The following is a 13,005-nucleotide window of genomic DNA, read 5'->3' as shown; positions in this document are numbered from 1 at the left end:
CGCAATTTGGCTTAAGGATGCGGTGCGGAATACGCTTTCAGCGCGTGATGGGCAGTATAAAATCCCGTGATTTCGCTTTCGGCCACGCAACTGCTCTCGGAACAATTCCACGACGAAAACAAACAAGGCCAGCATTAAATAAAGGCTGATAAATCAGGCAATAAACAGCCCTTTCTTCTCACCACGCAATCTCTGACACTGCGGTTATTGAGTTCATGTGGAGAGAAAAAGATGAAAAAAACCGTAATTCTGCTGAGCGCTCTGGTACTGACCAGTTTCACTCAGGTTCAGGCGGCCACCAGCGCGGGCGAAGCGGCGGGCGCGCAGGCATCCACCACGGCGAAGGGTAACTCAGACGCGATCGGTGTTGGCGCAGTAGGCGCACTGCTCGGCGTGGCGCTGGCAACCATGGGCGGCGGCGACAAAGGTGGCAGCAGCACATCAACCACCACCGCAACCACGCCAGGCAAATAACGCATCACGGCCGTTCCGTTAATCTCTGCTATCCAATACCGCACATTTCGCAGCGGCGCGATTTATCGCGCAATAAATTGCGCCGCTACGATGTGTGCGTTTTGCGAAATATTGTTGAGTACTACACCAACGGCGATTGCCCTTTTTAAGGCGTCTCTTTCACATATTCGATGCTGTTGACGAACCACAACTTCTGCCCTTCCGGCGTGTTGACCACCACTTCGTCATCCACTTCTTTCTTGATCAGCGCGCGCGCCATCGGCGAGTCGATCGAGATGTACTCTTTCATCGTCTCGCCATAAATTTCATCCGGGCCAACAATGCGGAAACGCTTCACATCGCCCTGCTCATTCTCCACTTGCACCCAGGCACCGAAAAACACTTTGCCCTCCTGCTGCGGCGCGTAATCGACGATTTTCAGATCGGCGAGGCATTTGCGCAGATAGCGCACCCGGCGATCGATCTGGCGCAGCAGACGCTTGTTGTAGGTGTAATCGGCGTTTTCCGAACGATCGCCGAGGCTGGCCGCCCATGAGACGATTTTGGTTATTTCAGGACGCTTTTCGTTCCACAAATGGTCGTGTTCGGCACGCAGCTTGTTATAGCCTTCGCGGGTAATCAGTTGGGTTTTCATGACTTCAACTCGTGGTGACGGCGGTTCTTCGCAGCAAAGAGGCTAACAATAAGCGACCGATTGACCATCAGCAAGATTGCGCGCGCTGCATTCAGAAAAAGACGGATTCGCAGGCCACCGGCTGGCAATTTTCGGCCTCATTCCGTATAACTGTCCGCTATTTCCAACCCTGTGTAAGCATTGTTAATGATGATGAAAGATTCACTGAGCCAGATTATCGCAGGTGAGCTGAAGGCACGCGCCGACCAGGTTGATGCTGCCGTTCGCTTACTTGATGAAGGGAACACCGTGCCGTTTATCGCACGTTATCGTAAGGAAGTGACCGGTGGACTCGACGACACCCAGCTGCGTTTGCTGGAGAGCCGTCTGAGTTACCTGCGCGAGCTGGACGATCGTCGCCAGTCGATTCTGAAATCCATCGACGAACAGGGCAAACTCACGCCTGAACTCGCCACCGCCATCAACAGCACGCTGAATAAAACCGAGCTGGAAGACCTTTACCTGCCGTACAAACAGAAGCGTCGCACGCGCGGACAGATCGCTATTGAAGCCGGTCTGGAACCGCTGGCCGACACGCTGTGGCAGGACCCATCGCAGGATCCCGAGCAGCTGGCCGCCAGCTACGTTGATGCCGACAAAGGTGTCGCCGACGTGCGCGCTGCGCTGGATGGCGCGCGCTACATCCTGATGGAGCGCTTTGCCGAAGACGCTACGCTGCTGGCGAAAGTGCGTGAATATCTGTGGAAGAACGCGCATGTCGTGGCGCGCGTGGTGGAAGGTAAAGAGGAAGAAGGCGCGAAATTCCGCGACTACTTCGATCACCACGAAGCGCTGAGCGGCGTCCCGTCGCACCGTGCGCTGGCGATGTTCCGCGGTCGCAACGAAGGCGTGCTGCAGCTGTCGCTGAATGCCGATCCGCAGTTCGACGAAGCCCCGCGTGAAAGCTATGGCGAAACGCTGATCGCCGAACACCTAAAGCTGCGCCTGAATAACGCGCCGGCGGATAGCTGGCGTAAAGCGGTGGTGAGCTGGACCTGGCGCATCAAAGTGCTGCTGCACCTCGAAACCGAATTGATGGGCACCATTCGTGAACGCGCCGAAGATGAAGCCATCAACGTGTTTGCCCGTAACCTGCACGATCTGCTGATGGCCGCGCCTGCCGGCATGCGCGCCACCATGGGCCTCGATCCGGGCTTGCGTACCGGCGTGAAAGTTGCGGTGGTGGATGCCACCGGCAAGCTGGTCGCCACCGATACCATTTATCCGCACACCGGCCAGGCGGCGAAAGCGGCCACGGCTGTGGCGGCGCTGTGCGCTAAACATCAGGTTGAACTGGTGGCGATTGGTAACGGCACCGCCTCGCGCGAAACCGAGCGTTTCTTCCTCGACGTGCAGAAGCAGTTCCCGCAAATCAACGCGCAGAAAGTGATCGTCAGCGAAGCCGGTGCATCGGTCTATTCCGCCTCCGAGCTGGCGGCGCTGGAGTTCCCGGATCTCGACGTTTCCATTCGTGGCGCGGTTTCCATCGCGCGTCGCCTGCAGGACCCGCTCGCCGAGCTGGTGAAAATCGATCCGAAATCGATCGGCGTAGGCCAATATCAGCACGACGTCAGCCAAAGCCAGCTGGCGAAGAAGCTGGATGCGGTGGTGGAAGACTGCGTAAACGCCGTGGGTGTCGATCTCAACACCGCGTCAGTGGCGCTGCTGACCCGCGTCGCCGGTTTAACCCGCATGATGGCGCAGAATATTGTTAGCTGGCGCGATGAAAATGGCCGCTTCCAGAACCGTCAGCAACTGCTGAAGGTGAGCCGCCTCGGGCCGAAAGCCTTTGAGCAGTGCGCGGGCTTCCTGCGCATCAATCACGGCGACAACCCGCTGGATGCTTCAACCGTGCACCCGGAAGCCTATCCGCTGGTCGAGCGCATTCTGGCCGCCACCGAGCAGGCGCTGAATGAGCTGATGGGTAATCCTGGCGGTCTGCGCGATCTGAATGCTCGCGACTTCACCGATGAGCGCTTCGGCTTGCCAACGGTCACAGACATCATCAAAGAGCTGGAAAAACCGGGCCGCGATCCACGTCCGGAGTTTAAAACCGCGCAATTTGCTGAAGGCGTGGAAACGCTCAACGATCTGCTGCCGGGCATGGTGCTGGAAGGCGCCGTAACCAACGTCACCAACTTCGGTGCTTTCGTCGATATCGGCGTGCATCAGGACGGTTTGGTACACATCTCTTCCCTTTCCGACAAGTTCGTTGAAGATCCCCATCAGGTGGTGAAGGCCGGCGATATCGTCAAAGTGAAGGTGATGGAAGTGGATATGCAGCGTAAACGTATTGCGCTCACCATGCGTCTGGACGAGCAGCCCGGTGAAAGCAATGCCCGCGGCAGCAACCGTAGCGCAGGCAAAGAAAACGCCCGCCCGGCGGCCAATAATAAAGGTCGCGGCAAACCCGCCAGCGCTCCGGCAGGCAACAGCGCGATGGGTGATGCGCTCGCCGCCGCCTTCAAAAAACGTTAAGTTCCTGCCTTAAACACGCGCGGAGACATTCCGTCTCCGCGCGCATACCGCCTTGATAAATCTGCTCGTCCATCTACGCTTTGAAAAAATGACCTGCCGCGTGGCCCTGCGATCCAATGGATATTATCAACGCCTTAATCGATGAGATTTATCACGGCAGCTTTCCGGTCGCGGCGCGTGAACGCCTGCTTTCACACATTCGTGCCGCGCGCGATACGGTAAAACTGCCGCGCAAGGCGCACTGGGACGAGAAAGATGTGGTGCTGATTAGCTACGCCGATCAGTTCCGCGAACCCGAACAGCCAACCCTTGCCAGCTTCTCGCGTTTTTATCAGCAGCATCTGCAATCCACTTTCAGCCTGGTGCATCTGTTGCCGTTCTTTCCCTACTCTTCCGACGATGGCTTTTCTGTTATCGACTATCACCAGGTCAATCCGATCTGCGGCGACTGGCAGCAAATCAGCGCGCTGCACAGCGAAACGCGGCTGATGTTTGATTTTGTCTGCAACCACATGTCGGCGCACAGCCGCTGGTTTCAGCACTTTCTGGCGCAGGATCCCGGTTGGGATGATTTCTTTATCAGCATGCCGCCGGCTACCGATCTCAGCGCAGTGACGCGTCCTCGCACCTCGCCGCTGCTCACGCCGTTTGCAATGGCCGATGGCGAAACGCGCTATATCTGGACCACCTTCAGCGCCGACCAAATCGACCTCAACTTTGGCAATCCGGAAGTACTGATTCGCATGGTGGATGTGCTGCTCGACTACCTGAACAAAGGCGCGGATTATGTGCGGCTCGACGCGGTGGGCTACATGTGGAAAACGCCGGGCACCAACTGCATTCACCTGCCAAAAACGCATCAGTTGGTGAAGCTGTTTCGCGCCATTGCCAATGAAGTGGCGCCCGGTACGGTGATCGTCACCGAAACCAACGTGCCGCACAAAGACAACATCAGCTATTTCGGCAACGGCAAAGATGAAGCGCAAATGGTATATCAGTTTTCGCTGCCGCCGCTGGTGCTGCACGCCATTCATTCCGGATCAGCGCGTGCGCTGCGCCAGTGGGCCAGCACGCTGGATTTAGGCGGCGGCACCACCACTTTCTTTAACTTTCTCGCCTCGCACGACGGCATTGGACTCAATCCGGCGCGCGGCATTTTGTCGGAAGTGGAGATTGTGGCGCTGGTTCGTGATTTGGCGCTGGAAGGCGCGCTGGTCTCGTACAAGAACAATGCCGATGGCACCACCAGCCCATATGAAATCAACGTCACCTATTTCGATGCGCTCAATCAGCAGGACGACGACGATGACACGCGTTTGCGCCGCTTCCTGCTGGCGCACGCGATTCTGCTGTCGTTTCCCGGCGTACCGGCGATCTACATTCAAAGCATCCTCGGCTCGCGCAACGATAACGAAGGCGTGCGCGCGGCCGGTCATAACCGCGCCATCAATCGTCAGAAGTACGATCTGCATGAGATGGAGCAGTGGATCAGCGGCGGCAATCCGCTACGTCAGCAGGTGTATGAACGCCTCAGCGCGCTGATTCAGCTGCGTACGCGACAATCCGCATTCCATCCTGATAACCCGATGACGCTGATGGAGAGCGAAAATACCTTGCTGGTGTTGCGTCGCCATCAGCCGGATAGCGAAGAGGGTTTGCTGTGCGTGTTTAATCTCAGCCATCATGAGGTGACGACGCAGTTACCGCTGGCGCGGCATATGCAGGATGTGATTAGCGGTGTGAAGCTGGATGGCAGCCAGCCGTTAACGCTGGCTGCGTGGCAGTTTATGTGGCTGCGGTAAACTTGATGATCAGCTGCGTAAATTCATCCGGGTGAGAGATGAAAGGCGCATGCGCGGCTTTCTCCATCACCACCGAGGATGAAGCTGGCCAGCGTGCATCCAGTTCTTCTGCGATACGACGCGGCACCAGCCCATCGAGATAGCCGTAAATACGCAGGAACGGCAGCGGCAGATCGTCGAGTGCGGCACGCAGATCATCCTGACGCAAAATCTCTAATCCACCTTCCAGCACCGCAACCGACGGCATCGGCTGGGATAAAACCACCTCTTTCAACTGACGTGCATCCTGTCGCGCATTCTCCGTGCCCATGGTTTGCAGCGCCAAAAAGCGCTCCACGGTGCGCTGGAAATCCGTGCTCAGCTGCTGCTGAAAATTTTGCAGCGTTTCGGGCTTGATGCCCGGCCATTGATCACGCGCGGTAAAACACGGCGATGAGGCGACGGTGATCAGCGCTGCAACGCGCTCTGGCTGAGTTAACGCCAGCTGGCTAGCCACTAACCCACCCAGCGACCAGCCGAGCAACACTGCGCGATCGGGTAACTGCGGCAACAACTGTTGCGCCATTTCCGCTAAGGTCAGCGGCGCAAAACCCTGGCTGCGGCCAAAGCCCGGCAGATCCACCAGATGCAGGCGAAAATGCGAGCTGAGTCGCGGAACGATGTTTTGCCACACTTCGGCGTTCAAACCCCAGCCGTGCAGCAGCACAAGATCGCGATCCCCCGTGCCTGTGGTGTGCCAGTAAAGCGAACTCATCGGTTACACTCCGGAAAAGTGAAAAGGAGGTCGCTATGCTACCAATCCCGGCACTGTGTTGGCTATGCCGCCTGCCGTTGCAGATTGCCAGCCACGGTTTGTGCAGCCGCTGCGTGCAGCAAATTCCGCGCCTGCCGGAACTCTGTCCGTGCTGCGGTTTACCGGCCAGCGGAACGCAACCCTGCGGGCGCTGCCTGCGCCGCCCGCCGCCGTGGCAGAGCCTGAGCTGCGTAAGCGATTACCTGCCGCCGCTGAGCGATTGGGTGCAGCAGCTGAAGTTTTCTCGCGTAACCGCACTCAGGGTGATGCTGGCGCGGCTGATTTTGTTAAAATTATTAACAATGCGTCGTGATTACCGGCTGCCGCGTGTAGATTTGGTGCTGAGCGTACCGCTGCATCGTCGGCGCGCCTGGCAACGCGGCTATAATCAGGCGGCGCTACTGGCAAAACCGCTGGCTCGCTGGCTGGGCTGTGAATATCGCGAAGGGGTAAAGCGTGTGCGACAGGGCGCGGTTCAGCATTCATTGAGCGCCAGCGCGCGCAAAAAGAACCTGCGCGGCGCGTTTCGCCTTGAAATGCCGGTGCGCGGACGCCATATCCTGCTTATCGACGATGTTGTGACGACCGGAAGTACCGTGGCGGAAATTAGCCGCATCCTGCTGGCGCAAGGCGCGGCCAGCGTACACATTGGTTGCCTGTGCCGTACCTTGTAGAGCGTCGGTGTTGGGCGTATTATAACCAAGTAAATTAGTCAACTATTGAGCAATCGCCATGATCGTTATTACTGATGCTGCGCAAGAGCACTTCTCAAAATTGCTGTCCAAACAAGAAGATGGCACTCAGATTCGCGTATTCGTCATTAATCCGGGTACGCCAACCGCAGAATGCGGTGTTTCTTACTGCCCACCTGATGCAGTAGAAGCGACTGATACCGAATTTAAGTTCGAAAAACTGTCAGCCTTTGTTGATGAGCTGAGCGCACCGTACCTCGATGACGCGGAAATCGACTTTGTTACCGACAACCTCGGTTCGCAGCTGACGCTGAAAGCGCCAAACGCCAAAATGCGTAAAGTCTCTGACGATGCGCCGATGGTGGAACGCGTGGAATATCTGCTGCAAGCGCAGATCAACCCGCAGCTGGCTGGCCACGGCGGTCGTGTATCGCTGATGGAAATCACCGATGACGGCATTGCCATTCTGCAATTCGGCGGTGGCTGTAACGGTTGTTCGATGATCGACGTCACACTGAAAGATGGCATCGAGAAAGAGCTGCTGGCAGCCTTCCCTGAGCTGAAAGGCGTGCGTGATTTGACCGAGCATCAGCGCGGCGAACACTCGTACTACTGATTAAGCACGCGGCAGCGACCCGACGCTGCCGCGCGTTCTCTAACGCTTCCTGCGCCCGGTATTAACCGCATTCAACAAGTGCTGCACTTTTCCCCTAAACATCTCTTCGATTGTGACGCTTAACTTGCGCCGCCAGTTTGGATATTCATCTACCGTGCCCGGCACGTTGACCGGTGAAGACATAGCAAGCCAATCTTCCGGTTGCAGCCCCAGCAAGGCGCTGTTAGTCCGCGCCAGATAGCGGTGGAAGCCGCGATTGAGCACCGGCGTGAAGGACAATCGGCTGGCCACTTTGCTGTGGCGCGTAGGCAACGTATTCATCTGATGCAGCGCATCCAATAGCGCCTGTTTTTGCTTATCCCTTTGTCCCAGCAAGGGCAACAACACGCTCTCTTGGTACAAACCCAGTTTGTGCCCCAGAGAAAGATCCTTAAATCCCCAGAATCCCGCCAGCGTCGGCAAATCATGCGTACTGGCGCTGGCAATCGACTGCGCGGGATACTCGTGCGGCTGACGATAGCTGCCATCGCCGTGCTGCTCGAAGAACAACACTTTCCACGAGAAAATACCGCTGTTGCGCAGCAGGCTGACGATCTCTTTCGGCACCGTCCCCAGATCTTCGCCGATCACCATGCAGCGATGGCGTTGACTCTCCAGCGCGAGGATCGCCAGCAGATCCTGCACCGGATATGCCACGTAAGCGCCTTTACCCGCGCTTTCGCCGTAGGGAATCCACCACAAGCGCAGCAGCGCCATGACGTGATCGATACGCAGTGCGCCGCAATCGCGCATATTGGCGCGCAGCAGCTCGATAAACGGCTGATAGCCACGTGCGCGCATCACATGTGGATCGAGCGGCGGCAAGCTCCAGTTTTGTCCCTGCGGCCCGAGACGATCAGGCGGCGCGCCAACGGATGCACCGAGTTTATACAGTTCCGGATCCTGCCAGGTTTCCGCGCTGCCCTGCGCCACGCCGACCGCTAAGTCGCGATATAATCCGATTTCCATGCCAAGCTGCTGGCTGATTTGACAGCAGATAGCAAACTGCTCTTGCGCTACCCACTGCAACCAACTCCAGAACTGAATCTCATCTTCGTGTTCCGCACACCATTGCTGTACCTCCGGCAGCAAGGCGTTGCGCCAGCCTTCCGGCCAGTTGCTCCAACCCCATTCATCGGGATGCTGCTGGCTGCGTTCGGCGAGGATGCCATCAAACGCCGCCTGATAACGCAGATGATCGCCGCCCTCAACGATAAATTGCTGGAACCCGGCATCTTCAGCGGCGCGCGGCTGAAAGCGCTGCCAGGCAAAGCGCAGCGCGGCTAATTTCAGTTCGGCCACCGCGCGGTAATCGACAAACTCGGCCGCGCGCGCTTGCTCCAGCGCTTTACGTGTTTTCGCACTTTGCCACCAACGCTGCGCTGCTTCGCTGCGCTGAAAATCCTCCAGCCGATTAACGTCGATATACAGCACGTTGAGCCAGCGGCGCGAGGTTGGGCTGTAAGGACTGGCATTTTCTGGCTGTGCCGGATAAAGCGCATGCAACGGATTGAGGCCAACGAAATCACCGCCATTATCGGCCACATTCTCCAGCATTTGCGCTAAATCGCCGAAGTCACCGATGCCCCAATTGTCATCCGATCGCAGCGTGTAAAGCTGCACCAACGCGCCCCACAGTTTCTCTCCTTGCTCGACAGACTCAGGGATAAAACAGCGACGTGGCGCAATGATGATGCGCGTTTGCCACTGCTGACGACCTTTACGCAGCGTAAGCTGGTGATAACCCTGCGACAAACGCGGCGGCAGCGTAAGCAGTTCGCCTCCCGGCACTTCGCCGCTGAAGCTTTTGCCCTGTTCGGTTTGTAGCTGCCAGGAAAAGGTGCCGCTGCCTTGTGGCGTCAGTTGGCGCTTGCTGCGAGCGGCAAATACCTGCACCGGCGGCAGCGGTGGCGCTTTGCCGGTGGGCGTTTCCATGACCGCCAGCAACGCGCGTTTGGTGTCATCGCTGATGGTTTCCGGCTCGCCGTGAGCATTAATAAAGCGCAGCGAAATGCCGGCATCCTGTGCCGCCTGATCCAGCTTGTTAAGCGTCATCGTGTCTCCAAAATCATCAATCGTGTCTTTATCGGGCCGCCTGCCAAATCCGCTGCTGATAATCGCGAATCGAACGGTCAGAACTGAAGCGCCCGGTGTGGGCGGTATTGAGGATCGCTGCGCGCGTCCAGGCGTCCTGATTTTTCCACAACGCTTCCACCTGCTGCTGCGCGGCGATGTAGGCATCAAAGTCGGCCAGCACCAGCCAGGGATCGCCATTTTTGGTCAGGCTTTGCAGCATCAAATCAAACGCGTGCTTATCGCCATCGCTGAACTTGCCCTTCTCCAGCTCCTTCAGCAAACCATCCAGATAAGGATTCTGTTTGCGCAGCTTTTTCGGGCTGTAGCCGCCCGCCTTCAGCGCTTTGACCTCGTCCACGCTGTTGCCGAAGATAAAGATGTTCTTCGCGCCCACCGCTTCGGCAATCTCCACATTGGCGCCGTCCAGCGTGCCAATGGTGAGCGCGCCGTTCAGCGCCAGCTTCATATTGCCGGTGCCGGAAGCCTCATAACCGGCGGTGGAAATCTGCTCGGAGAGATCGGCGGCCGGAATCATCAGCTCTGCGGCGGTGATGCGATAATCCGGGATAAACACCACTTTGAGGCGATCGCCGACGAGGGGATCGTTGTTGATCACCTCCGCCACTTTGTTGATGGCATAGATGATGTTTTTGGCGAGGTAATAGCCGGGCGCGGCTTTGGCACCAAACAGGAACACGCGCGGCACAAAGTCGGGGTTATCCGGGTTGTCGCGCAGCTGGCGATAGCAGTGCAGCATATGCAGCAAGCTAAGGTGCTGACGTTTGTACTCGTGCAGCCGCTTAATCTGCACGTCAAACAGCGCATCGGGATTGATATCAATGCCGGTGACGCGCTTGATGTAGAGCGTTAAGCGCTGCTTGTTCTGCTGCTTGATGTCGCGGAACTGCTGACGAAACGCCTTCTTACGGGCGAAAGGCGCCAGCCACGCCAGCGCATCGAGATCGTTGGCCCACTCAACCTGCAGGCTGTCATCAATTAGCGTCGACAGCAGCGGATTACACTGTTTCAACCAGCGGCGCGGCGTAATGCCGTTGGTGACGTTATGGAATTTGTTCGGCCACAGCAGGTGATATTCCGGGAACAGATCTTTCACCACCAGCTCGGAGTGCAGCGCCGCCACGCCGTTGACGGCAAAACAGCTCACCACGCACAGATTCGCCATGCGCACCTGACCATCAGCCACCACCGCCAGCTTGTGCCAGGTCGCTTTATCGTCTGGCCACTGCTGCTTCACAACCTTTTTCAGGCGGCGATTAATCTCACGGATGATCAACATATGGCGCGGCAGCAGCTCGCGCACCAGCTTCTCATCCCAGCGCTCCAGCGCTTCCGGCATCAGCGTGTGATTGGTGTAGGCAAAGGTGCGGCTGGTGATGTGCCACGCATCGTCCCAACTCAATTGATGCTCATCCAGCAGCACGCGCAGCATCTCCGGAATGGCGATGGTCGGATGCGTGTCGTTAAGCTGGATCACTTCGAAATCAGGCAAGGTGCGGATGGCGCGACCAGCGAGATGATGACGCCGCAGAATATCGCCGACCGCGCAGGCGCACTGGAAATACTGCTGCATCAGGCGCAGCCGCTTACCTTCGGCATGATTATCATTGGGATAGAGCACTTTGGTCAGTTTGTCGGCTGCAATGCCTTGCTGCTCGGCCTGCAGGAACTGGCCGTTGTTAAACGCGGTGAGATCGAACGGCTGCGCGCTGCTGGCTTTCCACAGGCGCAGCGGCAGCGTGATGCCATTGCGATAGCCCACCACCGGCAGATCCCAGGCTTCACCTTTGAGGTGAATTTTAGGTCGCCAGCTAAGGCTGCCATCGTGGTTCTCTTTTACCTTGCCGCCGAGGCCAACCTGCACATCCAGCGCGGCGTTATGGCGGAACCACGGATAGCAATCGCGCTGCCAGTCATCCGGCGCTTCCTGCTGCTGTCCGTCGGCAAACGTCTGGCGAAACAGGCCGTATTGATAGTTGAGGCCGTGGCCCATCGCAGCCTGGCCAACGGTCGCCATCGAATCCATATAGCAGGCGGCCAGGCGCCCCAATCCGCCGTTGCCGAGTGCCGGATCAACTTCCTCTTCCAGCAGTTCGCTCAGCTCAACCTGATGTTCCGCCAGCGCGGCTTGCACCTCGTTGTACCAGCCAAGATTGAGCAGATTGTTGCCGGTCAAACGCCCCAGCAGAAACTCCATCGACAGATAGTTGACGTGGCGCTGCCCTTGTTTGGGCAGCGCAGGTGGCTGCGTCGCCAGCATTTCTGCCAGCACGCTGCTCAGCGCTTGCCACCATTGGTGCGGTGTCATTTGCTGGGCGGAAGTGAGTCCAAGATGCTGCCATTGGCGGGTGAGCGCGGCGTCGAAACGTGTTTTATTGAATTTTTGCTGCGACATATCAATCCCTTCGAGTCCGTTAACGGTAAAGCCGGGCGAGCGCAAGAGGTGAATGGATAAGTAAAGCTGGGGGCGCAGAAAAAAGCGACAGGGAAATGCAGGTGCGGTGAAAAAAATTGGTGCTGATTTTTGTAGCGGCGCGATTTATCGCGCAATAAATTGCGCCGCTACGGCATTAGCAAAGTTCGAGGTGAACTTCGTGCTGTTCAATCACTTTCAGCACGCTGGCCGGCGGGCTTTGATCGGTATACATGTAATCAATCAGGCTCATATTGCCGAGGTTGACCATCGCATTACGGCCAAACTTCGAGTGATCCACCACCAGCATCACGCAGCGCGAATTTTCGATAATGGCGCGTTTGGTGCGCACTTCGTGATAATCGAACTCCAGCAGTGAACCATCCATATCAATGCCGCTGATGCCGAGAATGCCGTAATCGAGGCGGAACTGCGAAATGAAGTCCAGCGTCGCTTCGCCCATGATGCCGCCATCGCGCGTGCGCACTTCGCCGCCGGCGATAATCACTCGGAAATCCGGTTTCGCCATCAGCAGAATCGCCACGTTGAGGTTGTTGGTCACCACACGCAGATTGTTGTGATTGAGCAGCGCATGCGCCACCGCTTCCGGCGTGGTGCCGATATCAATAAACAGCGTGGCGCCATCGGGGATCTGGCTCGCCACGCGCTCGGCGATGCGCGCTTTCTCCGCCGACCACATCATCTTACGATCCTGCCATGCGGTGTTTTCTGAGCTGGACGGCAGCGCCGCCCCGCCGTGATGGCGCATGATTTTGTTCTGATCGGCCAGGTCGTTCAGGTCACGCCGAATGGTTTGCGGGCTGACTTCAAAGTGATCCACCAGCTCTTCGGTACTGACATATCCCTGACGCCGGACCAGATCGATAATGGCGTCATGACGTTGCGTCTGCTTCACATCTCTCTCCTCGGC

At 57.5% G+C, this 13,005-nt stretch carries 10 protein-coding genes; 5 read left to right on the top strand and 5 right to left on the bottom strand.

What is annotated here, in order from left to right:
- The first annotated feature begins 231 nt into the window (after positions 1-231).
- Positions 232-474: an exopolysaccharide production protein YjbE gene (gene yjbE, locus HX773_RS17870; protein WP_176972647.1), complete on the top strand. Its 243-nt coding sequence runs from the start codon at positions 232-234 to the stop codon at positions 472-474.
- A 145-nt stretch (positions 475-619) separates the two neighbouring features.
- Here the strand turns inward: yjbE and greB are convergent, their stop codons facing one another.
- The gene (gene greB, locus HX773_RS17865; RefSeq protein WP_176972646.1) at positions 620-1,108 is read right to left on the bottom strand and encodes a transcription elongation factor GreB; all 489 of its coding nucleotides are present in this window, start codon (positions 1,106-1,108) and stop codon (positions 620-622) included.
- Positions 1,109-1,300: 192 nt separating this feature from the next.
- On the opposite strand from greB, the gene HX773_RS17860 reads away from it, so the two are divergent.
- On the top strand, positions 1,301-3,625 hold the full coding sequence (locus HX773_RS17860) for a Tex family protein (RefSeq protein ID WP_370463616.1): 2,325 nt from the start codon (positions 1,301-1,303) through the stop codon (positions 3,623-3,625).
- Positions 3,626-3,741: 116 nt separating this feature from the next.
- The gene (locus HX773_RS17855; RefSeq protein ID WP_176972645.1) at positions 3,742-5,427 is read left to right on the top strand and encodes an alpha-amylase family glycosyl hydrolase; all 1,686 of its coding nucleotides are present in this window, start codon (positions 3,742-3,744) and stop codon (positions 5,425-5,427) included.
- Here the strand turns inward: HX773_RS17855 and bioH are convergent.
- A complete protein-coding gene (bioH, locus tag HX773_RS17850) occupies positions 5,411-6,181 on the bottom strand; it encodes a pimeloyl-ACP methyl ester esterase BioH (RefSeq protein WP_176972644.1) in 771 nt (256 codons plus the stop codon). The two genes, HX773_RS17855 and bioH, sit on opposite strands and share 17 nt — an antisense overlap.
- Before the next feature lie 35 nt (positions 6,182-6,216).
- Between bioH and gntX the strand changes: the two genes are divergently transcribed.
- Positions 6,217-6,894, top strand: coding sequence for a DNA utilization protein GntX (gene gntX / locus HX773_RS17845; RefSeq protein WP_176972643.1), 678 nt, complete (start codon positions 6,217-6,219; stop codon positions 6,892-6,894).
- 58 nt (positions 6,895-6,952) lie between these two features.
- Complete coding sequence (gene nfuA / locus HX773_RS17840) at positions 6,953-7,528, top strand: Fe-S biogenesis protein NfuA (RefSeq protein WP_064741235.1); 576 nt, start codon at positions 6,953-6,955, stop codon at positions 7,526-7,528.
- 39 nt (positions 7,529-7,567) lie between these two features.
- On the opposite strand, the gene malQ is transcribed toward nfuA, so the two are convergent.
- The 3 genes from malQ to HX773_RS17825 all read right to left on the bottom strand — a co-directional run bounded on the left by malQ (position 7,568) and on the right by HX773_RS17825 (position 12,990).
- Positions 7,568-9,622, bottom strand: a complete 2,055-nt coding sequence (malQ, locus tag HX773_RS17835; protein WP_176972642.1) for a 4-alpha-glucanotransferase — start codon at positions 9,620-9,622, stop codon at positions 7,568-7,570.
- 28 nt (positions 9,623-9,650) lie between these two features.
- On the bottom strand, positions 9,651-12,056 hold the full coding sequence (gene malP, locus HX773_RS17830) for a maltodextrin phosphorylase (RefSeq protein WP_176972641.1): 2,406 nt from the start codon (positions 12,054-12,056) through the stop codon (positions 9,651-9,653).
- A 175-nt stretch (positions 12,057-12,231) separates the two neighbouring features.
- On the bottom strand, positions 12,232-12,990 hold the full coding sequence (locus tag HX773_RS17825; RefSeq protein ID WP_008107931.1) for a DeoR/GlpR family transcriptional regulator: 759 nt from the start codon (positions 12,988-12,990) through the stop codon (positions 12,232-12,234).
- Between the last annotated feature and the right edge of the window lie 15 nt (positions 12,991-13,005).

It is taken from the genome of Pantoea sp. B9002, from assembly GCF_013385945.1.
Taxonomy (GTDB): Bacteria; Pseudomonadota; Gammaproteobacteria; order Enterobacterales; family Enterobacteriaceae; genus Pantoea.
This window is presented reverse-complemented; position numbering and strand designations above follow the sequence as displayed.